This is a genomic window from Psychrobacter sp. ASPA161_6, from assembly GCF_051970285.1.
In the GTDB taxonomy this organism is placed as follows: domain Bacteria; phylum Pseudomonadota; class Gammaproteobacteria; order Pseudomonadales; family Moraxellaceae; genus Psychrobacter; species Psychrobacter glaciei.
On record NZ_JBEFNJ010000001.1, the window covers coordinates 754778 to 777986 of the forward strand.

At 43.1% G+C, this 23209-nt stretch carries 18 protein-coding genes and 2 pseudogenes; 12 read left to right on the top strand and 8 right to left on the bottom strand.

All coding sequences use genetic code 11. The annotated features are described in order from the left end of the window. Positions 1–22 precede the first annotated feature (22 nt). Both ACTQ9T_RS03130 and dcd read left to right on the top strand, forming a co-directional pair. Positions 23–1126, top strand: a complete 1104-nt coding sequence (locus ACTQ9T_RS03130) for a DUF2804 domain-containing protein (RefSeq protein WP_440464038.1) — start codon at positions 23–25, stop codon at positions 1124–1126. A 127-nt stretch (positions 1127–1253) separates the two neighbouring features. Then, positions 1254–1829: a dCTP deaminase gene (gene dcd / locus ACTQ9T_RS03135; protein ID WP_010199897.1), complete on the top strand. Its 576-nt coding sequence runs from the start codon at positions 1254–1256 to the stop codon at positions 1827–1829. Positions 1830–1948: 119 nt separating this feature from the next. Here dcd and ACTQ9T_RS03140 read toward each other — a convergent pair whose 3' ends face one another. From ACTQ9T_RS03140 to ACTQ9T_RS03165, 6 genes and pseudogenes are all read right to left on the bottom strand, one after another. Continuing rightward, positions 1949–2386, bottom strand: a complete 438-nt coding sequence (locus tag ACTQ9T_RS03140) for a ClpXP protease specificity-enhancing factor (RefSeq protein WP_440464039.1) — start codon at positions 2384–2386, stop codon at positions 1949–1951. Positions 2387–2690: 304 nt separating this feature from the next. Then, entirely contained in the window at positions 2691–3305 is a 615-nt protein-coding gene (locus tag ACTQ9T_RS03145; protein ID WP_010199892.1) for a glutathione S-transferase N-terminal domain-containing protein, read from the bottom strand. Between the two features lie 206 nt (positions 3306–3511). After that, positions 3512–4220: pseudogene (locus ACTQ9T_RS03150) on the bottom strand (cytochrome c1). Then, the gene (locus ACTQ9T_RS03155; protein ID WP_026037242.1) at positions 4220–5425 is read right to left on the bottom strand and encodes a cytochrome b; all 1206 of its coding nucleotides are present in this window, start codon (positions 5423–5425) and stop codon (positions 4220–4222) included. Before ACTQ9T_RS03155 ends, ACTQ9T_RS03150 begins: the two are co-directional and overlap by 1 nt. A 22-nt stretch (positions 5426–5447) precedes the next feature. After that, positions 5448–6032 carry a ubiquinol-cytochrome c reductase iron-sulfur subunit gene (gene petA / locus ACTQ9T_RS03160; RefSeq protein ID WP_194618925.1) on the bottom strand — a complete coding sequence of 195 codons (585 nt, stop codon included), beginning with the start codon at positions 6030–6032 and terminating at the stop codon, positions 5448–5450. Between the two features lie 527 nt (positions 6033–6559). After that, the gene (locus ACTQ9T_RS03165; RefSeq protein ID WP_440464040.1) at positions 6560–8503 is read right to left on the bottom strand and encodes an ATP-binding cassette domain-containing protein; all 1944 of its coding nucleotides are present in this window, start codon (positions 8501–8503) and stop codon (positions 6560–6562) included. 63 nt (positions 8504–8566) lie between these two features. Here ACTQ9T_RS03165 and ACTQ9T_RS03170 point away from each other — a divergent pair, with 63 nt between their 5' ends. The 4 genes and pseudogenes from ACTQ9T_RS03170 to ACTQ9T_RS03185 form a co-directional block, all read left to right on the top strand. Further along, positions 8567–9028 (top strand): SlyX family protein, encoded by a 462-nt coding sequence (locus ACTQ9T_RS03170; RefSeq protein ID WP_440464041.1) that lies wholly within the window; start codon positions 8567–8569, stop codon positions 9026–9028. Positions 9029–9244: 216 nt separating this feature from the next. Then, positions 9245–10456 carry an OmpP1/FadL family transporter gene (locus ACTQ9T_RS03175; protein ID WP_201593172.1) on the top strand — a complete coding sequence of 404 codons (1212 nt, stop codon included), beginning with the start codon at positions 9245–9247 and terminating at the stop codon, positions 10454–10456. A 418-nt stretch (positions 10457–10874) separates the two neighbouring features. Beyond that, a complete protein-coding gene (locus ACTQ9T_RS03180; RefSeq protein ID WP_194618919.1) occupies positions 10875–12314 on the top strand; it encodes an outer membrane protein transport protein in 1440 nt (479 codons plus the stop codon). A 108-nt stretch (positions 12315–12422) separates the two neighbouring features. Further along, positions 12423–12806 (top strand): annotated as a pseudogene (locus ACTQ9T_RS03185) (surface lipoprotein assembly modifier); the annotation flags it as partial. A 148-nt stretch (positions 12807–12954) separates the two neighbouring features. Here ACTQ9T_RS03185 and putP read toward each other — a convergent pair. Continuing rightward, positions 12955–14454, bottom strand: a complete 1500-nt coding sequence (putP, locus tag ACTQ9T_RS03190; RefSeq protein ID WP_440464042.1) for a sodium/proline symporter PutP — start codon at positions 14452–14454, stop codon at positions 12955–12957. A gap of 524 nt (positions 14455–14978) precedes the next feature. Next, positions 14979–15851 (bottom strand): LysR family transcriptional regulator, encoded by an 873-nt coding sequence (locus ACTQ9T_RS03195; RefSeq protein WP_010199853.1) that lies wholly within the window; start codon positions 15849–15851, stop codon positions 14979–14981. A 734-nt stretch (positions 15852–16585) separates the two neighbouring features. Here ACTQ9T_RS03195 and leuC point away from each other — a divergent pair. The 6 genes from leuC (at position 16586) to ACTQ9T_RS03225 (ending at position 22970) form a co-directional block, all read left to right on the top strand. Continuing rightward, on the top strand, positions 16586–18004 hold the full coding sequence (gene leuC, locus ACTQ9T_RS03200) for a 3-isopropylmalate dehydratase large subunit (RefSeq protein WP_010199851.1): 1419 nt from the start codon (positions 16586–16588) through the stop codon (positions 18002–18004). 38 nt (positions 18005–18042) lie between these two features. Continuing rightward, positions 18043–18498: a hypothetical protein gene (locus tag ACTQ9T_RS03205; RefSeq protein ID WP_440464043.1), complete on the top strand. Its 456-nt coding sequence runs from the start codon at positions 18043–18045 to the stop codon at positions 18496–18498. A 47-nt stretch (positions 18499–18545) separates the two neighbouring features. Next, complete coding sequence (leuD, locus tag ACTQ9T_RS03210; RefSeq protein WP_210539932.1) at positions 18546–19196, top strand: 3-isopropylmalate dehydratase small subunit; 651 nt, start codon at positions 18546–18548, stop codon at positions 19194–19196. Between the two features lie 126 nt (positions 19197–19322). Then, positions 19323–20039 (top strand): hypothetical protein, encoded by a 717-nt coding sequence (locus ACTQ9T_RS03215; protein ID WP_440464044.1) that lies wholly within the window; start codon positions 19323–19325, stop codon positions 20037–20039. A 180-nt stretch (positions 20040–20219) separates the two neighbouring features. Beyond that, positions 20220–21323 (top strand): 3-isopropylmalate dehydrogenase, encoded by a 1104-nt coding sequence (gene leuB / locus ACTQ9T_RS03220; protein ID WP_352310525.1) that lies wholly within the window; start codon positions 20220–20222, stop codon positions 21321–21323. Between the two features lie 396 nt (positions 21324–21719). Continuing rightward, positions 21720–22970, top strand: a complete 1251-nt coding sequence (locus tag ACTQ9T_RS03225; RefSeq protein ID WP_440464045.1) for a L,D-transpeptidase family protein — start codon at positions 21720–21722, stop codon at positions 22968–22970. Positions 22971–23209 lie beyond the last annotated feature (239 nt).

Here is a 23209-nt window from a genome sequence, read left to right on the forward strand (position 1 = left end):
CTATGGCTAGGATGCCTTAATCATGAATCAAAGTCGCAACGACCAAAATCAACAACACTTATCCACCCGCATTAAGCCAGTTGTTCTCAATGAGCTTGTTCAAAACGGTCAGCCTACTTTTGGCATCTTTGCTCACGTCAAAAATATCAATTATTTGGACTATCACAGCCATCTTATCTCACAAAAAACCTTACCAAATTGGCGCAAAGAATTAAAGGCCAACCAATTCTGCTTTATCCAAATCATTCAGCCGCCTTATCGAATCTGTCTAGCATTGGCGACGATTAAGCTGGCAACCAGTGCTTTTGTTTATCTTTACAACGATGAGACGGATGAGTTGGAGGTTTGTGAAGCATTGCAGCCGTTGACTCGTCATACGTTATTGGAAGGTGATTGTCATCAAGGGCAAATGGCGTTTGTCCATGCGAATTTAACCGTGACATTAGATTTTATGCCTTCACAAGTTAAGGTGGCGCTGGACAGTCAATATATCGCATTACATGCGACACTGGCGCGGCAAGCGCAGCCACTGGCTATCTGCACACCAACTGGCAGGCGTGGCTGGACGTTTACGCAAAAAGAGCCATTAACAGCCATATCTGGTCATTTGCTTATTAAAGCCAATTCAAAATTTAACACGGATGCTCAAGCCAAACAAATCCACTTTTCCAAAACGACTATTGCCAATTTAGATTGGACGCTCGGCTATATGCGTCACAAGACCAATTGGTTTTGGACCTGTATTAATCACTATTTGCCCGATGGTCGTCATTTTACGTTGAACTTGTCGATGGGCGTCAATGAAACAGGGGTTAGCGAAAATGCGTGCTGGCTGGATGGGCAGATTTATTATCTACCACCAGTGCTATTTATACGTAAAGATTGGGATACATCCGTGCAAAATACTTGGCGTGTCTATCATCAAAATCTAGGCTGGAGCAACGTGGATATTGACTTGACCTTTACACCGATGACCGTTTATAAGAAGACGGATAACTTTGGTGTGCTTGCCAGTATCTTTGAGCAATGGCTTGGGTTTTATAGTGGTGAGATTCGCATCAAAGATGAGGTGATTAAGCTTGATAAGGTGATGGGCTTAGCAGAAGATCACTTTGCCAAATGGTAGATTGTAAAATATAGGTTGATGATAATTAGGCTATTGGACGTATTAATTTTAAAGTCGCCATTGCTCTATAAATTGAGCCCTCAATTCCGTATAATCGTCGCTATTAAATATTTGCTAAGGAACAACAATGTCTATCAAATCTGACCGCTGGATTCGTAAAATGGCCGAAGAACATGGCATGATTGAGCCATTTGAAGCGGGTCAAGTACGATTTAATGATGCAGGCGAGCGTTTGGTCAGCTACGGTACGTCAAGCTATGGCTATGATGTGCGCTGTGCCCCTGAGTTTAAAGTCTTCACCAACGTGCATTCAGTCGTCGTTGATCCTAAAAACTTCGATGAAAAAAGTTTTATTGATATCGTCGGTGATGAGTGCATCATTCCGCCCAACTCTTTTGCATTGGCACGCACCATGGAATATTTCCGTATTCCACGTGACGTATTAACGATTTGCCTGGGTAAATCAACGTATGCCCGTTGCGGAATTATCGTCAATGTTACGCCGCTTGAGCCTGAGTGGGAAGGGCATGTGACTTTAGAATTTAGTAATACCACCAATTTGCCAGCGCGTATTTATGCGGGTGAAGGCGTGGCGCAGATGCTATTTTTCCAAAGTGATGCTGATGACGTATGTGAGACCAGTTATAAAGATCGCGGTGGTAAATACCAAGGACAGCGTGGTGTGACTTTACCAAGAACCTAAGCATCAAAAACTCCAAGCGCCAAAAACCTAAGCGTTTTAAAAGCCGTTACACTTTTAGACTGACAACAAAAAAGCTGGCCGTATTCAATACGACCAGCTTTTTTATGTAGAAAAACCGACTATTTCAATACTTTTAAGCCTGCTTTATTATCACGTTTCGGCTTAGGTGCTGCTGTTGGGCTGTTCTTAGCAGCAATTGGTGAATCGCCTTCAGGCTGATAATTGTCATATTCATTGGGATCAAAAAACATCCCTTGCGAGTTCTCTTTCGCATAAATACCTAGCACCGCCGTCAGTGGTACCCAAATATCTTGTGACACGCCGCCAAAACGCGCACTGAAATGTATATAGTCATTTTCCATACTCATATTACCAGTGGCACGGCTGGCGATATTCAAGACAATACGACCATCTTGCACGTGTTCGGTTGGAATTTGCACGTTTTCAGCCGTTGCATCGACCATCAGATAGGGAGTCAGGTCATTGTCTTCTATCCACTGGTATAGCGCACGTACCATGTAGGGGCGGGTCGGAGTAATAGAGGTGGTTTCGCTCATCTGATGATTTCCTATACTAATGATATTTTATAATTAAAAGCCAGTTATTTCAGTAATTTATCAGAGGATAAAGGCTACTTAACGTCTGTTTTATTGGTACTTATTCTAGGACAGCTTTTTATACTTGTCTAGTGCGTGTCTTCATTTCAAAAATGGTGATAAAAATGAGATAAATTGCCGTTAAACAAGAAAAATAGCGCAGATAATATCGGGATATTAACCAGCTATTTGACGATGTTTGGCAAGATTTAGCCATTTCTAGCCCATTTAGATGACTATCGAGTAAATTGAAGACACGCACTAATTAACGCACGCTTTTTTGGAAGCTACTGCGCTCAAAGACTCTCGTTTGATAGTCAAACAACGGACGACTAATAGCCCGAGGTAGTTCGATGCCCATCTCCTCAAGTCGCCATAATAAAGGCGCGAGTAGTACATCACACCAACCAAACTCATCCGCCATAAAGTAAGACTTGTGAGCAAACAGCGGTGATAAGGTAATCAATGAATCAGCGAGTTGCTTTTTTGCCAAGGCAGCTTGTGCTTTGTTAAAGCTATCTGGATGCATAAGCAGTCGCTTGCCGAGCACCAACCAATCACGTTGTATACGCCAGGCCAATTGACGAAACTGAGCCCGCTCTTGCGGGGTATCAGGCAGCAGTTTATTGGCATGATAACGTTCCTCAAGATATTCAAAGATGACGTTAATTTCATAGAGCGCAATCTCGCGCTGTTGCAGAACAGGCAAGGTATGATAGGGGTTGAGCTCAGTCAAATCTTCAGGACGCTCAGAATGCAAACGTGATAAATAATAAGCGAGCTTCTTTTCTTCAAGTAATAGGCGTACTACATGACTGTCGTAGCCGTCATCAGCGTATAAAATCAGCTGACTACTGGGAATGTCATTCGCATCAATCATGAAAGCCTAATGTTAATAGTGAAGGTTGTCATCGTAAACAAAGTCGCTGTGTTTATCAAGGTAACTCGCGTAAATGTTGCTGGTGAGCGCTTTATTTGTCTGATGTCTTGAGTTTTCATTAGATATTAAACCATCAAAACATAAAAAAGGCACTACCGAAGTAGTGCCTTATATAATGCTTGGTTTTTTATACTATCTACTTCTATTTATTTTACATCTTTCCAGAACTCTTTGTTGAGCAAGTAGACTGGGATGAGTAAAACCAATAAGAAGATAATGACGAAGAAACCAATTACTTGACGGTCGTGACGAGCAGGCTCACCACGCCATAAAGTTAACCAAATCACCAACCTCAGACTCGAACTCTTCTTGACTCAATTTTTCTTGCATATTGTGCAAGACATGAGGCATTGCAGCGTTTGCAAGCACTAGGTTATTGGCACCCCAAGGACGACTTGGATCTTCATAAAATGATAGTAGGTAAGTATATACCCAATCATCGCCGCGCAGTCTTGTCTCAAGTGACAAATCTGGTGGCGCAGCACCAAACCATGAAGCCTGAACCTCAGGGTCAATCTCAGCATTGATATGATCACCAATCTGATCGGTCGTCACCATCAAGTATTTTTCGACCAGCTCAGGTGGAATCTCTAAATCTTTAGCGATGCGAGAGTGACGAACATACTGTGCTGAGTGACAACCTGCACAGTAATTCATAAAAGTCTTGGCACCGTTTTGTAGCGAGCCTTTATTGGTAAAGTCAATAGGGGCTTCACTACAGAGCAAGTGCTCTTCGACACCCTCAGCATTGGTGAATGTACCACACCCACTGCCCGCTGCCAGTGCAGTACCAGCAGTCAAAGTCAGTGCCGCGCCTAAGCCTAAACCAGCTAGGGATTTAATTAGCGTGCTCATTAGTGACCTCCGGTAACGCGTTCTGGTGGCTGTTTACACTTCTCGATAGAAGTATAAATTGGCATCAGTAAGAAAAACAAGAAATACAAGACAGTGAAGATACGAGCCATCAATGTTGCTGTTGGTGTTGTTGGCGTCGCGCCTAAGTAACCTAAAACTAAGAAACTAATCGCAAACACGGTTAAAGCAATTTTAGATAAAATGCCTTTATAACGTATAGAGCGTACCGGCGATCTATCGAGCCATGGTATCAAGAACAATACGGCAATCGCACCACCCATCGCAATCACACCACCCAGCTTGTCAGGGACTGCACGTAAAATGGCATAGAATGGTGTGTAATACCATACTGGTGCAATATGAGCAGGCGTCTTCAGCGAGTTCGCTGTCTCAAAGTTTGGTGGCTCAAGGAAGAATCCGCCGCCCTCTGGGAAGAAGAATACCACTGCAAAGAACAGGATAAAGAACACCACAATACCAACCATATCATGAACGGTGTAGTACGGATGGAACTCAATACCGTCTAATGGCACGCCGTTCTTATCTTTTAGCTTTTTAATGTCGATGCCATCAGGGTTGTTCGAACCCACATGATGCAGTGCCACTAAATGCATAAAGACCAAACCCACGAGCACTAAAGGAATAGCGACAACGTGTAAGGCAAAGAAGCGGTTTAGGGTGATACCGGAGATAATATAATCACCACGTACCCATTCTGCAAGACCGTCACCAATCACTGGCAACGCGGCAGGTAAGTTCAAGATAACCTGTGCACCCCAGAATGACATGTTGCCCCAAGGTAGCAAGTAACCGAAGAAACCTTCTGCCATCAATGCTAGGTAGATACCCATACCGATGAGCCAAATAAGCTCACGTGGTTTTTGGTACGAACCGTAAAGCAAGGCTCTAAACATATGCAGATAGACCACCACGAAGAACGCCGAGGCGCCAGTGGAATGCATATAGCGAATGAGCCAACCGCCTTTTACATCACGCATGATGTATTCAACAGACGCAAATGCCCCTTCGGCACTTGGGTTGTACATCATCGTTAGCCAGATACCCGTCACCAATTGGTTGACCAGTACGACCATAGATAACACGCCAAAGAAGTACCAAAAGTTAAAGTTTTTTGGTGCGTAGTACTTGGACATGTGATATTCATAGGTTTCGGTCGCCGGAAAGCGCGCGTCCACCCAGTGCATGATTTTTTTACCCATACTCATATTAAGCCTCCCCAACCGTCAAGATGGTACCATCCATATTATACTCTGGGATGGGTAAGTTAAGCGGTGCTGGAACGCCATTAAAGACGCGACCTGCTAAGTCATACTTAGAACCGTGGCAGGGGCAGAAAAATCCGCCATACCAGTCATTACCGCCTAAGTCAGCGGCACCAACGTCAGGGCGATAGTTCGGCGCACAGCCCAAATGCGTACACACGCCTTCAACGACCAACACAGTTGGTTCTAAAGAGCGCGTAGGATTCGTACAGTATTCAGGCTGTAAAGAGGCAAGAGAGTTTGGGTCAGACAGCAATGGTTCGACTGACTCTAATCCTGCAATCATATCTTCGGTACGCTTAACCACATAAATAGGTTTGCCACGATATTTGATGACAATCATTTGTCCATCTTCGATAGAACCGATATCTTGGGTCACTGCAGCTCCTGCAGCTTCAGCTTTTGCGCTTGGCGTCCAAGAGCGGACAAAAGGTGTTGCCAAGGCAGCTACCCCAGCTGCACCAATCGCGGCAGTCGAGGCAATAAGAACTCTACGGCGTTTTACATTAACGCCTTCGGCATGGCTCATTAATACTTCCTCCAGGTGAATGAAATGGGATTATCCCACACTGGGTTTGTGGCTTAGAGAATATTGGCTTAAAAAATATAGATACAATATCAAGCCACTTTAGCTGTGCCTAATTTTGCTAATTGTTGCTATTCTAAGCTATTTTGGTCATAAAATAAATTATTGCGTTAAAAATAAAGCAACCTTGATAGGGCATAGTATGCGGTTGAACAACATTATTTGTCCACGATGGCTTGGATATCGCCGTATCGTTACTGTTTTTATGCCAGCAAGGTTTGTCAGCGCGATGACCTTATAATTAATAAGGGTATTTAGCAATAGCGAATGATACTTGAAATCGAGGGAATGTTCACTAACTTTCAGTCCCTAATCTCTGTGTAAGTGGTCGTAAACGAATAATCACCACACTATTAATAGCGTGATGATTATTTTAGCCTTTAAATATGCCATGGATAGAAACTTAAAATATCAGTTCATGGAATGTGTCTATTTCAAAGGTACTTAAAGGTACGTTTTAGTGACTCATTCTAGCCCTCAAGTGTGCTCCAGCGCTCAAGCTTGCTCATCATTTCATCTTCAATCACTAGTAAACGCTCACTAGCTGCTGTTGCCGCATCGAAGTCTTTATTAAACCATGAGCCGTCAGCCAGTTTTTCTTGCAGCTCATTTTGTTCAGCTTCAAGCACTGCAATTTCTTTTGGCAAATTGTCTAACTCACGCTGTTCATTATAATTGAGCTTTTTGGCTGTGATACTGGGTTTTGCTACGGCTTGCTTATTAGCTGATTTATTTGCTGCATTTGTATTACTTACTGGCGCTCTAGCAGCTTGTGCTGCTAGCTCACGATTTTTTTGTACCAGATACTCTTGATAGCCACCGACGTACTCTTTGACGATCCCTTTGCCATCTTCATCTTCGCCGAATACCCATGTTGAGGTAACGACGTTATCCATGAATGAGCGATCATGGCTAATGAGCAAAATCGTACCACCAAAGCTTGCGACTGATTCCTCTAATAGCTCAAGTGTCGCCATGTCCAAATCGTTGGTTGGCTCATCGAGTACTAGAATGTTGGCAGGCTTCAATAGTTGCTTGGCAAGTAGGACGCGGTTACGTTCACCGCCAGACAATGCCTTAACAGGTGTACGTGCACGCTCTGGAGCAAATAAGAAATCTTGCAAATAGCTCATAATATGTGTCTTACGACCGCCAACTTCGACGAAGTCTGAGCCTTCTGAGACGTTTTGTGCAACACTCGCTTCTAAATCTAACTGATCACGTAACTGATCGAAAAACGCGATTTTTAGATTGGTTCCTAGCTCTACGCTACCTGTCTTCGTGACTTCATCATCAGACATATCGAGTAGAGCTTTAATAAGTGTGGTTTTACCCGCACCATTAGGTCCGACAATACCGATTTTATCACCACGCATGATAGTCGTCGTAAAGTTATCAACCAATACATTGCCATCATACTCAAGATGCAAGTTCTTAACTTTGCAGACGAGCTTGCCGCTTTTTTCGCCTTGACCCATGGTGATGTTTACATTACCCACTTGCTCACGGCGGTCGCCACGCTCTTCACGTAAGGCTTTTAGCTCACGGACACGGCCTTCATTACGGGTACGACGGGCTTTAATTCCTTGACGAATCCAAACCTCTTCTTGCGCCAATTTTTTATCAAAGTTCGCGTTATTTTTTTCTTCAGCCAATAACTGTAGCTCTTTTAATTCTTGATAGCGTGCGTAGCCACCTTCACCTTGGGTTACGTCATAGCTGGTCAACTGACCGCGATCAAGCTCAATGATGCGCGTCGACAGTTTATTCACAAATGCTCTATCATGGGTAACGAACAATAGTGTTAAACCTTGCCAATCCAATAAGAAGCGCTCTAACCATTCGATACTCTCAACGTCCAAATGGTTGGTAGGCTCATCGAGAAGCAGCACATCAGGCTTGGTAACTAGTGAGCGCGCAAGTAGTACACGGCGCTTACGACCACCAGACAGCGACGACAAGTCATCATCTGGATCAAGTCCCATCGTAGTAATAAGGCGAGTGGCATCACGCTCTAAATCCCAGCCATGTACTGCATCGATATCATGCTGTAAGTCGGCCATACGCTCACAGGCATCCATATCGCCATTGGCACACATATCAACTTGCTTATTATAGTTAACCAGCAGATCAGCAGTGCGACGACTACCACCCATGACGATATCCAGTATGCGGCCACTGGTTTCTGGTACGTCTTGCTCAAGCATCGCAACACGTACACTACTATTGATGATGACTTCACCACTATCAGGCTGCAATGAGCCATTGATCAACTTAAACAGAGTGGATTTGCCTTCGCCATTGCGACCAATCAAACACACACGCTCGCCAGCATTGATCGCAAAATCAACGCCATCAAGAACGGGAGCCACGCCAAATGCGAGGTGAATATCTTTTAGATGTATCAGTGCCATAAAATATCTTAAGCTTATATAATAGTGAGGTAGGGGTTGTTGCAAAATTGGCAGCAGTATAACATGCCACCACCTGACTGTAGTGCGAGTAAATGGTTTATCAGTACTATTTTATTGCTATTTGTTGGTAGTCAATATGCTATGCATGTCATCGCTTATGAATTGCTAGCATTTCACGGTCATCAATCAAAAATGAATATTCCAGCAAATTCAGTATATGAATGCTATCACTTAGAGAAAAATATGGATCAATCTGTCCCACCAACGACACCTTTAATCAATCCTCAAGGCAATTCATCTGCTGCCCAAAGCGATCTACAACTTCAAGTGATTGAGTTGCAGATGAACATGGCTCATCTGGAGCTAACGGTAGAGCGACTCGATGAAGTTATCGCTCGGCAAGACAAGCATATTCAGACTGTACAACGTCAATTGCAGCTTATTTACAAGCAAGTTGAAAGCCAAGATACCGAAGGAGGAATTGCTCCATTTGATGTTATTTCTGATAGGCCACCGCATTATTAAAAACCGTTAAAATAAGAGAAGCTGTCTCTATTTAAAATATATTCTTACTTTTGAATATGGTTAATGGTCGATGACTGTCTAGTCATAATTCGGTAATAATGTATTTTTACAGTTGTCTTAAGGTAAAAAAGACATTAGTATCCTTCTCCTTAGCTGCTGCCTACCTAGCAATTTTTGGTACGGCGGTAAAACAATGCGGATGTTTGGAGATACACAATGCGGGCCACCTTTCACCTAAAAACCCTTACAGTAGCGATTGCTGCTTTCTCTGTCGCTAGCGCTGCTAGTGCTGCTGGTCTTGATCGTTCAGGACAAGACGTTACCGCATTTTTGCAAGACGGTACCTACGCTGAAGCGGTTTACACTTATATTGATGCTGACGTAACAGGTAAAGACTCGTCAGGTAATAATATTGGTGATATCGCTGAGTCTTATGACTTTTTCCGTTATGGCGTAAAAGCAGATATCAATGATACATTCAGTGTTGGTATCTTATACGACGAGCCTTTCGGTGCTGCTGCGGATTATAGCGGCGACAACAATTTCATAGATGCAAATGGTGAAGGTACCAATGTAGAAGTGCGTACTGAAAACATTACTGGTATTGTTGGTGCAAAATTTGGCGAAAATAAAAGCTTTCAAGTCTATGGTGGTCCAGTAGCCCAACGTGTAAAAGCTGACGTAAAATTACGTGGTACTGCTTATAGTGCTGCTAACGGTTATACCACTCACATTAGTGCCGATCAGGACTATGGTTATCTTGCAGGTTTTGCTTACAGCAAGCCTGAAATCGCATTGAAAGCCGCCTTAACCTACCGTTCAGAAATCGAACATAATGCACAATCAGCAGAAATTTATCCTGTTGTCGGCTCTGGTCTTATCCCAGCACCTGTTGTAACTGCATTGGGTCTTTCAACAACTAGAGGCGAAAGTATTGAAATCACCACACCTGAATCAGTTAATTTTGATTTCCAAACGGGTATCAATCCTACTACGTTAGCCACTGCAAAAGTACGTTGGGTACCATGGAGTGATTTTGCGATCGTACCGTCACTATATAATGACGTTAGTAAGGTATCGACAAGAGATAACGACGGCTTAGCATTAGTTAGTTATGATGAAGATCAGTGGCAAGTAGAGCTAGGTCTTGCTAAGCGCTTAGCGCCAGCGCTAGCAGTAAGTGGAACTGTTGGATGGGATAGTGGCGCTGGTAATCCAGTGACTTCGTTAGGTCCTATTGAAGGCTATTACAGTGCCGGTCTTGGCGCAAAGTATGATCTCACTGAAAACTGGGCAGTGTCTGCCGGTGGTAAATATCTATGGTTCGGTGATGCTGAAGGTCAAATACCAACAAAAACTATCGTTAGTGACTTTGAAAGTAATGACGGTTTTATTGTTGGCATGAAAGTTTCTTATCAAGCGAAATAGTATCAAACTAAAATATATCTAGTTTGGTTATCTATTTGACGATTTAGCAGCAAAAAAAGCGATCCTAAGCGGGTCGCTTTTTTTTGCTCAAAATAAGGATAGTCAAATATGTACACTCTATTATCAGGGTATGCTTCTTGATGACTGAGCACGAAGAAAAAAGACGATTTTAGTCTAGTAAAAAGTAAATTCAAAAGATAATTTTACTAAAGTAAACAAGTGTTTAGTTTTTAAGTTACATGTAATCTGTACTGTTCAGTCATATTTAGGAAATAAAGTGCTTTAAGTGTTGTTTTAGTGTCAAAAAGCCATTATTATCGAAATCAGGACACTGTTTTTATAATTTAAATTTGCGTGCACCATGGCCAATTTTAGATTTGTAGGACGGTTAAACAACTAGGATGTTTGGAGATACATAATGCGCGCTACCTTTCACTTAAAAACCCTTGCGGTAGCTATTGCTACTATTTCTGTAGCCAGCATGACGCATGCTGCCGGTCTAGATCGTTCAGGTCAGGACGTCACTGCTTTCTTTCAAGATGGGACTTATGCCGAAGCGGTTTATACCTATATTGACGCTGATGTCAGTGGTAAAGACAGTGCTAACAATGTTCCTTCTAGTAATACCTATGTCGAAGGTGGTGACACGGGTGATATCGCTGAAGCTTATGATTTTTTCCGCTATGGCGTAAAAACTGACATCAACGATACGTTCAGTATTGGTATTTTATACGATGAGCCTTTTGGTGCAGCTGCCGAGTACACAGGCGATAGCAATTTTGTATCGAAGGGTGATCAAAACGCGTCTATCCAGCAACTGACTAATGGTCAATTCAATGGTGCAACGCTTGGTCCTACAATAAATGCTTTGAGAGCTCAAGCTGCAGCAGAACCTGATGCAGAAGTAAGAGCAGGCATCGTGCAACAAATTACAAATCTTAGTACTGTAGGCGCAATCGCTCAAGCTGAGGCAGGCAATGCAGGTGAAAACACCAATGTAGAGGTTCGTAGCCAAAGTTTGACAGGTCTACTTGGTATGAAGTTTGGTGCCAATAAGAATTTCCAAGTTTATGGTGGTCCAGTAGCACAGCGTATTCAAGCTGATACGAAATTACGTGGATTGGCTTATGGCCCTGCTACAGGTTACACTTCGACCAGTAACCCTGATATGGACTATGGCTATATCGCTGGTGTGTCTTTCAGTAAGCCTGAAATCGCTTTGAAAGCTGCATTGACTTATCGTTCTGAGATCGATCACGATATACAAATATCTGAGACTTATCCGCTAGCAGGTCTTAGAGCTCTTGGAGCAGGAGCTTCTCCAGCACAAGCGGAAGCAGCAGCAAATAGAAGCAGTGACTACGAGATCACCACTCCTAAATCAGTCAACTTTGACTTCCAAACCGGTATCAATCCAACTACATTAGCCACCGCAAAAGTACGTTGGGTGCCTTGGAGTGATTTTGTCATTACCCCTCCACTATACAATGCAGTTAGTATAAGCAGTGGTCTTTATGGCGATGACGGTTTAGATTTGGTTGAATATGAAGATGATCAGTGGCAAGTCGAGCTGGGTTTGGCTAAACGTGTAGCACCAGCACTTGCCATTAGTGGTACGGTTGGTTGGGATAGCGGTGCTGGTGATCCGACTACTTCATTAGGTCCTGTCGATGGCTATTATAGTGTTGGTCTTGGCGCCAAGTATAACGTCACCAAAAACTGGGCAGTATCAGCTGGTGGCAAATACTTATGGTTTGGTGATGCTCAAGGCGCTCTACCAACTGACAAAATCGTTGCCGATTTCCAAGACAATGATGGCTATATCGCTGGCGTGAAGCTTTCTTATCAAGCGCAGTAATTAGTGAACACTTGTTAATTAGCAGATAATAAAAAAGCGACCTGTAATAGGTCGCTTTTTTATTGGAAAACTCTAAGAAAATGATGGTAACTATCAAAGCCACATGACTACCAAAATGATGTGCCCAAATCTAGCATTATCAGCTATGACCGCAACTCTGTAAACGTTGGTTGGGGTCGTGAGTGGAAGCGAGGTATTTCTACCCTAACGACAGCGGGCTATGCTATAAAAGAGTACGATGATCCAGCGGATGCTTATCCAGCGGGTAGCGGTGCTTTAAATGGTTACTACAATGCTGTCGGTGGTAAAGTTGGCTCGACAAGAGAAGACAAAACGACCTCATTAGGCTTACAAGTCTGGAAGCGTGACTTAACTTTTTATGGTCTGACGCCGCGACTGGTATTTGATTATGATCAGACTTCCAGTAACTTTGATTATTATGATGATCGCGATGAGAAGTCGGCAACCATATTGTTAACCAAGACCTTTTAATACCTTATAGCTAGGGCGTGTATTCATTTCCATTGCTATTCTTAAAATGAGAACACACCCTAATATAATTGCTCATAATAAAAAACCTCGCCAATCATGGCGAGGTTTTTTGATAGTGATAAGATTATTTACTTATTTACTTATTTACTTATTTATTAAGGTTCAGTTCCATTTCTTCAAACTTAGCAGTTACTGAAGGTTTTGGACCGCCAGTCATAATACTAACCGCGAAGATAGCGATGGTACTTAAGATGAAGCCTGGAACGATAGCATATAACCAGCTATTTAATGCCATACCATTTATCTCGAAAGGACCATAGATCCACAGGATAACAGTTAAGGCACCAATTACCATACCAGCGACCGCACCGTTACGGTTCATACCGCGCCAGATTAGGCTGAAGATAACCAAGGGTCCGAATGCTGCACCAAATCCTGCCCAAGCGTTAGAAACTAAGCTCAATACTGAGCTATCGGGATCAGAGGCGAGCAAGATAGATACGAGGGCTACCGCTACAACTGAGATACGACCCACTAGTACTTGGCGTGCTTCAGGAGCATCTTTATCGAAGAATAGCTTGTAGACATCTTTAGTCAGCGAGCTTGATACCACCAATAGCTGCGATGAAATGGTACTCATAATCGCAGCTAAAATAGCGGCTAATAAAAACCCTGAAACCAGCGGTGTGAATAAAAACTGTGTAAAGACTAAGAATATGGTCTCAGGATCATCCAAGGTCATTGCGGTTTTTTGTACATAAGCACGACCAGCAAAACCTGTCATTAAAGAACCAATTAAGCTGACAACCATCCAGCTCATACCGATATTACGGGCCATTGGTACGTCTTTGACCGAACGTATTGCCATAAAACGAACGATGATATGTGGTTGACCAAAGTAGCCAAGCCCCCATGCCATTAATGAGATAATACCAATGATAGTCATGCCACTGGTGACATCTAATAAACTTGGATCAATGTTTCGAACGGCTTCAGTCGTTGCTGATATACCGCCAAGATCTGTAAAGGCAACAACTGGTACGATCACCATTGCAAATAACATGATGACGCCCTGTACAAAGTCAGTCATCGATACCGCTAAGAAACCACCGAATAGGGTATAGGCAACGACGACACCAGCAGTCACCCAAAGACCCGTGCTATATGATAAGTTGAGTGAGCTTTCGAAGAGTTTACCACCACCTACTAGACTTGCAGCGGTATAAACGGTGAAAAATAAGATGATAACGATTGCTGATATGACACGCAGCATGTGCGATTTATCTTCAAAGCGGTTGGCGAAATAGTCAGGCAAGGTAATCGCGTTGTCAGCGACTTCGGTATAAACGCGAAGGCGCGGTGCCACAATGATATAGTTCAATAAGGCACCTAGTGTCAAACCAAGTGCGATCCACATACTTACGACACCATCGGCATACATATAGCCTGGTAGGCCGAGGAGCAACCAACCTGACATGTCCGACGCCCCTGCTGATAATGCAGTGACTGCGGGACCTAAATTACGTCCTCCTAACATGTAGCCTTCAGTATCATTGGCTTGCTTAAAATAAGCGTAAATGCCAATCCCAATCATCACTAAGAAGTAGGCGCCCAACGATATCAGCACGCCACTAGAAATCCCATTCATATAAACTGTCCTTAACCAACGTTGTTGGCTGTAATTATTTTTAACTATATAAAATTAATTCATCACAAGATGATGTTTATAAACAATATTTAAAGACAAAAAAAGCCATTAAGTAGGACATAATGGCTTTTGACTTTTAGTCAGTATTTTCTGTTAGTTTTATATGATTGATACTGTTTTAAAAGTAATATTCATAAAATAGTGATTAGAGGACAACAAGCGTGGCTCAATCGCAATCTTGTCTATCGCCCTTATCTGCTAGTTTTTTACAAATGCTACTCACTTATATAATCAATCATTTAAAACCATTAAACCTACTGTTTACCATCATATATTACTCGAAGTCTTCAAAATATGACTATCAGTGTTATTCTGGTAAATTTATGTTATAAAAAACAAAGCCAAACGCATTATAACGTATGGCTGTTAAAAATGCGAACAACTGAGCTTGGCTTTGTAACGTAAGGTTTTATACAAAGCCAATAAAGGTTTTAAACCATCATTTGCTACTTACTAAAAGCCCTTTAATCAATTGGGGCAAGCAAGTCTAATAAGGCAGTCACGCTACTAGAGCGAGTCAGCTTTGGATTGATAACCACACCGAGGTAACGCTGTAGCTCAATATTATCTGCCATATTGATGCGCTCTAAATCTTGACTGACCAAGGTTTGAGGTAATACAGACCATCCTAGGCCAACAGAAACCAACATCCGAATGGATTCAAGTGGGTTGGTACTCATGGTGGCGTAAGGTTTTAGATTATGCTTGGCAAACTCAGCTAAGGTAATTTGGCTGGTAAAAGTATTGGCAGAGGGCAAAATAGCAGGATAGCGAGCCAATTGCTCTAAAGTGACATTGGCTTTGGTCGCTAAAGGCGATAATGTACCGGTCATAAAGTAGAGTGGATCTGACCAAAGCGTGTGATACGTCAAACGTTTATCGTAGACCGGTGGCAACGTTAGGAATGCTAATGATAAGTCACCATCTAACACCGCCTTGTGCGCCGTTTCAGAGTCGACAAAATGAACTTCTAACTGCACCGCAGGATAGGCTTGAATAAAGTGCTTGAGCACAGGAGCCAAATGATGCAAGCCAATATGGTGGCTGGTGCCAATGACCAATTTACCCGACACGATGTGCTGAGAGTGTTGTAAATTGATTTTGAAGTTCTCATAATCGTCGAGCCAGCGCTTGGCGTGCGGCAGCATTTCACTAGCGGCTTGAGTCGGCACAATACCGCGACCGACCGTATCAAACAACGTAATGTTAAATTCATCTTCTAAATTTTTGATGCGCTTACTGACAGCAGGCTGAGTAATAAAAAGCTTTTCTGCTGCGCCTGAGATGCTGCCTGTGTGCATAACAGTGACGAATGTCGTCAAATTCGTGGTATTCAAACCGATGTCCTTAGCTGCGTAGCGAGCTATAAATAAAAGTTGGCTGACCTAGTCACAATGTATTAGAAATAAAAGTTTGCGACTACGTAAAAATCATCAATTATTATTATAGGATTAGCCTGCTATAATCACAAGGTATCAAGACGTATTTATTCTATTAACTTGGTAATTAGCCGTCCAACGCCTGTATTGATAGCCAATTTTATCAATTTACCTGAAAACTCATCAATTGGTGTTGATATAGATGTGTGATAGACCAATTTAATAAGTATTATCTGTGAAAAATAGTTTTGATAAATAGTAGGGTTTGTTGAACATTCAAATATTAGGACTGCTGATCGCTAAAATCGTATCAAACTAGGCGTAAACTGATGATAATGTCGAGACCTTAGCTAGGTTTACAACAACATTTGGGGTGGTTTTAGCATCAGCCTTTCAGGGCAGGGCTATTTTTTGCCAATACATGGCGAAATTGTCTAACCTAGAATGACTAGGCATCAAAAATTTCACTGCGTATTGTCTAAAAAATAGCCACTGCCAGTACCACATTTGAATGTTCAACAGACCCTAAGTTTATTATGAAAGGCGTCAGTAATATAACGCCACTTTATAAATAAAATGAGTGTCTTTAGATAAAAGTGTCAATTAGATAAAAATTTCAATAATAACCTCGCTTGCTGTTGTGTGAGCAGGTCAATAGATTCAGTGATTAGCAACTAATAAAGGATAGCAACATGGCCGGTCAAACGTTATATGACAAACTTTGGAATGCTCACGAAGTCACCAAGCGTGATGATGGTTCGAGCCTGATTTATATCGACCGCCATCTACTGCATGAAGTAACGAGTCCACAAGCCTTTGAAGGTCTGGATCTGGCCAATAGAGCGCCATGGCGTCTGTCGGCTAATATCGCTAGCCCCGATCACAATGTGCCAACGGTGACCAAGGAGCGTTTAGAAGGCGTCGCAGGTATCAAGGATAAAGTGTCGCGCTTACAAGTACTCACCTTAGATGACAATTGCACTAAGTTTGATATTGCTGAATTTACCATCAATGATGCCCGTCAAGGTATCTTGCATGTCGTTGGTCCTGAGCAAGGTTTGGTTTTACCTGGTATGACCGTGGTTTGTGGTGATTCGCATACTGCAACCCACGGTGCACTTGGCTGTTTGGCGCATGGTATCGGCACATCAGAAGTCGAGCATGTGTTGGCAACGCAGTGTTTGATTCAAAAGAAATCAAAAAACATGCAAATTCGTGTCACGGGTAAGCTTGGCGCTGGCGTGACCTCAAAAGATGTGGTACTTGCTATTATTGCCAAAATTGGTACCGCTGGCGGGACAGGGCATGCCATTGAATTTGCAGGGCAAGTCTTTGAAGACATGAGTATGGAAGGTCGCATGACCGTCTGTAACATGGCAATCGAAGCGGGTGCTCGCGTTGGTATGGTCGCGGTCGATGGCACGACCATTGATTACGTCAAAGGCCGTCCTTATGCGCCAACCACTGAGCAGTGGGAGCAAGCGGAAGCTTACTGGCGTACCTTGTATTCAGATGATGACGCAGTATTTGATACGGTGGTTGAGCTGGATGGTAGTCAAATAGCGCCACAAGTCTCTTGGGGAACCTCTCCTGAAATGGTTGTTGATATCACACAGTCAGTACCGACGCCTGATCAAGCCGCCGATGAAGCGCAAGAAGAAGGTTGGTTACGTGCTTATACCTATATGGGTTTAGATGCTGGCCAAAAAATCACTGACATCCAGCTTGATCGTATCTTTATTGGTTCGTGTACCAATTCGCGTATCGAAGATTTGCGCGATGCCGCCGCCGTGATTAAAGGTCGTAAAGTCGCAGACAATATTAAAGAAGCCATCGTCGTGGCGGGTTCTGGTCAAGTTAAACTACAAGCCGAAGCAGAAGGCTTGGATGCCTTATTTACTGAGGCTGGTTTTGAATGGCGCGAGCCGGGCTGTTCAATGTGCCTTGCCATGAATGCCGATAAGCTTGAGCCACAAGAGCATTGTGCCTCGACCTCTAACCGTAATTTTGAAGGTCGTCAAGGTAATGGTGGTCGTACGCATTTGGTCAGTCCAGCAATGGCAGCAGCAGCAGCATTGGCAGGACACTTTGTGGATGTGCGCACGTTTTAACTTTACATTTCTATAGAGCATAAAAATGAAAAGGCTGTTTGTTTGTTTTATTTTGCTTATTGAGCAGCGCTCAGTTAGCGATGGCTCTTGAATACTGTAATGCAAGGTTTGCCTACTGTGTCGATGTGCCTGACCAATTAAAATGGCTACCCGAGGCAGATAATGGAGATGGACGCCATTTTAAGTTGGCCAACTCCAATTCCGATATTTTGGTCTTTGGCAGTTATACACCAAATGTCTTCTTTTATACAGATAGCGATTATCTGAAAGAGAAGCAACATCGATATAAGACAGATACCACAGTTACTTACGAGCTTTTAAAAGATAACACCTATACAGTAAGCGGCTACAGAGAAAACGGTCAAGTTTTCTATCATGTTATTAAGGTTGATGACGGTAAGGAAGCTGTCCTACACCTGAACTATTCCAAAAATGAAACGGGTAGGATGACTAAGATAGTCAAGCAAATGGCACGCTCTTTTGAGCTGTATTAAGCAGCCAGAAAATTTTACGTTAGTAATCGATATTTTAAGGAAAAACCATGCAAGCTTATAACACCCAAACAGGTATCGTTTGCCCACTCGATCGCGCAAACGTCGATACCGATCAAATCATTGCAAAGCAATTTTTGAAGTCTATTAAACGTACTGGCTTCGGTGTCAATCTATTTGATGATTGGCGCTATCTAGACGAAGGCTATCCGGGTCAAGACAATAGCACGCGAGTGATTAACCCAGACTTTGTATTGAATAAGCCACGTTACCAAGGCGCGACTATCTTACTGGCACGCCGCAACTTTGGTTGTGGTTCTAGTCGTGAGCATGCGCCATGGGCATTGTCAGAATACGGCTTTCGTACGGTGATCGCGCCAAGCTTTGCCGATATTTTTTATAACAACTGTTTTAAAAATGGCATGCTACCAATTGTCTTGGACGAGGCAATTGTAGATACCCTAATGAAAGATACACTTGCTAACGAAGGCTATGAGCTAACCGCAGATCTTGAGCGCCAAGTGGTCATTACTTCAACTGGGGAAGAGTATCCTTTCGAAGTTGATGAATTTCGCAAACATTGCTTGCTAAATGGGTTGGATGATATCGGCTTAACGCTACAGCAAAGTGATGCTATCAAAGACTACGAGCATCAAATGATGCAAAAAACGCCTTGGATATTTAATCAAGTACGCGCGTAGAGAGTAACTCATAGACCAGTGGCTATAAAAAACCGATGAACAATAGTAACGCAGCGTTGAGTTATCGTGATGAACTGGCTAGAATGAAGGGTAACTTATCTTCCATATTAAATAGTAGCCGTCATTATGAATAAACAACGTTATGCTGTCTGGACAAGTATGGCTGTCGCTGTAAGCTTATTGTTAACAGGCTGTCAGTCATTGACGGGCTATAAACAAATAGACAAGGCAGATAGTGCCAAGGTACGAGTGGGGAACATCCAACCCGTCGAGGGTGAGGTGAATATTTCTTGCATAGGCACCTACCACTGCGAAATTGTGCAGATAGATAAAACCTTAGTGATTGCACCGGATACCCACGAGCCGGTCAGTCCTGACATGCTGGTTATCATGCCTATGAATAAAACCGATCAGCGGGCACGAGCACAGATGAACATCGACATGACGCCACTTTCTAATAAAGATGCTGTCAAAATCGTTCCGTTATCTGCTTCTGGTATGCCAGGAATGACCAATTACTACGCGCGGGTGAAACCTGCAAAACGCGAAGTACAGGTAAATTTCTATCCAGAAAACAACGTCGGCTATGTTGAACGTTTTGCGATTATTCATGATTTCGTCGAGCCAGGCACTTATCAGTTACATGCTTATCAAAAAAAATCTAGCGACAACTCAGGGAGCTTATTAGACACGGCATCGCCTGAGCCTTTATGCATTGAGCTGTCGCAAGACAGTAATTTGCAGCGGCGCTTTTGTAAACAGCTGGGCGCTGAGCATCAAGGGGAATTTGTAGAGACCAGCATTATTGAGAAAAAGTCCACTCCATTAAAAGCCGTGGCTTGATACCTAGACTCTCAATTGGATGGCTCTGCAAAACCTAGCTTAATTAAAGACAACAACCTCTTCTGTGATGGCTATCATTATTGATGGTGGTCTATTATCGATAGTGGTGGTCTTATAGAAGACGGTAATACAGCGCTAGCAGTACCTATTATAAAAACTTACTTACCCAAAAGGATCAGTATGGCAACGATTTTAACATTAGCGGGCGATGGTATTGGCCCTGAGATCATGACTCAAGCTGTTGATGTGCTCGAAGCGATTAATAAGAAATTTTCGTTAGGTTTGACCCTTGAATCTGGGTTAATCGGTGGGGTGGCAGTCGATGCAACGGGTGAGCCTTTACCAGATGAGACACTAGCGCGTGCGCGTGCTGCTGATGCCGTATTACTAGGTGCAGTTGGTGGACCTAAATGGGATGGTATCGAGCGTAGCAAACGCCCTGAGCGTGGTCTGCTTAAAATCCGCAGTGAGCTGGGTTTGTTTGCCAACCTACGTGTGGCAAAGCTGTATCCGCAGCTTGTCAATGCCTCTAGTATCAAGCCTGAGATTATCTCAGGTCTCGATTTACTGATTGTCCGTGAATTGACAGGCGGTATTTATTTTGGTGAGCCACGTGGTATCCGCACGTTGGAAAACGGCGAGCAACAAGGCTATAACACCATGGTGTATAGCACCAGTGAGATTCAGCGTATCGGTAAGGTCGCCTTTGAATTGGCGCAAACACGCGCACAGGCAGCAGGTACGCCAGCCAAAGTTTGCTCGGTAGATAAAGCCAATGTCCTAGAAGTCACTGAACTGTGGAAGCAGACAATGATTGATATGCAGCAAGCGGACTATAGCGATGTGGCGTTATCGCACATGTATGCTGACAATGCTTGTATGCAGCTGATCAAAAATCCCAAACAGTTTGATGTCATGGTGACGGGTAACATGTTCGGCGATATCTTGTCTGATGAAGCCGCTATGTTGACAGGCTCTATCGGGATGCTACCGTCTGCCAGTCTTGATGCCGCTGGCAAAGGTATGTATGAGCCATGTCATGGTTCAGCCCCTGATATTGCTGGTCAAGACAAAGCCAATCCATTAGCCACGATTCTTTCTGTCGCGATGATGCTACGCTATACCTTTAAGCAAGAACAAGCTGCCCAAGCGATTGAGCAGGCAGTCAGTGATGTTCTTGATGATGGTTTGCGCACCCTTGATATTTTAGATGCCAGTGAAGCCGCCTTAAAACAAGTAGGCTGCAAAGAAATGGGGCAAGCGGTGTTGGCTAAATTGGTATAAAAAACCACGCTAATAGCTGCTAAGGTTTCCACCATATTTTAGCTGTCCTATTTCGATATCAACTCCCATAAATTGCTTAGCAGTTTATGGGTTTTTTATGCACCAAGGATTTAGCTGGACTTAAAAAAAGTACCGAAAAATACATTAGTAATTTTAGTCAAATGGACGTCGTATTAACACAGACACCGCAGGATAAGGCGCTTAGTAACACAAAGCTGTTATATGCTCACAAGGGAATATGGCAATATAGACGACTTATCAGCAATCAGTAATAACTTTTATTCATGCAAAGACTGCTCATAAAGAATTAAAACGATAGAGATCAATAGTAGATTAGAGCAATAAAACTTGATAAAGAAATTTTGATAAGATAAATAATAATTTTAGGAGCACCACATGTATCAACTGACAAAAATAAGCACTGCGTTATTGGCGATCGGTTTATCAACCACTATTTTCATAGGTCAAAGCGTGGCAGCAACCACTGAAAATATGACAGCGACCGATGAAAGCACGCCATCAAGTAGCGGTAGTAATGTTGTTAACACTAACGATAGCACTAACAGCACTATTGCTAATGAATCTGCTACTAATAAGTCTGCTACCAATACACCTGCCATGGAAGCGACTAGTAGTACAGTGAAAGATAAGTCCACTGACATGAGTCCAGTGACCAATGGCGTTAGTCAAAAGCTGACAGGCAAGAGTAAAACTACCGTATCACTGAATAAATTTTTACCCACGATTAAGTACAGCACAGAAAATTTACCAGAGATTGCTCAAAAAGTGAATAGCGCCAATTGGCAGGCGGGGATGAATATTAATCGCAATACTGGCACCAAGCTGCAAGCATTATTAAATTGGCAGCACAGTGGTGTGGGTTCTGTTGACGGCTATTGGGGCAAAAATACCCGCAAAGCCATGCAAGCATTTCAAAAAGCCAATGGCTTGACGGTCACAGAAACGCTGAATACAGAAACGTGGCAAGCATTAACTAAAAACGACAAGCTGATGGCGCAACCAGTATTGGTGAGCTATCAGCTGACTGAGGCGGATATTAATATTAAAACCACCACTATCCCAGCAGGGGCAAAAGAAAAAGCCAAGCTCGAGGGGATGTATTACGAAAGTGTGACCGAAGGGCTAGCAGAAAAATTTCATATTAGTGAAAAGTATCTAAAATCGCTCAATCCCACTGCCAGTTTTAGCGCAGGCGAAACCATCACCGTCTACAACCCTGGCAACCCTAATACCAAGCCTGTCAGCCGCGTGGTCGCTGATAGAGTGACCGAAACCCTCTATGCTTATGATGCCCAGGACAATTTGGTTGCCAGCTATCCAACCACTGTAGGTAGCACGGCGACACCATCGCCAACAGGCACGCATACCGTAGAAGTAAAAGTGCATGAACCCAATTATACCTATACTGCCGATGACGGCAGTAAAGCGATTATTCCTCCCGGTCCTAATAATCCTGTGGGAATGGTATGGATTGGGCTAAGCAAACCCTCGTATGGTATTCATGGTTCGCCAGATCCTGCTCGTATCAGTCGCCAAGCCTCAGCAGGCTGTGTGCGCTTGACTAACTGGGATGCGTTAGCGCTGTTAGGCGTCATTCAAAATGGCGCGACAGTAGAGTTTAAGTAACGGTTCAGTATTAGGGCGTGTCCTCAATTCAAGCGATTGTATCTAAATGGGCTAAAAATGGCTAAATTTTGCCAAACATCGTCAAATAGCTGATTAATATCCCGATATTATTTGCACTATTTTCCTCGTTTGACGGCAATTTATCTCATTTTTATGACCATTTTTAAAATGAGGACACGCCCTAGCAAATCTTAAAAGCCATAAAAAATACCGCTGTTAAATAGCGGTATTTTTTATGG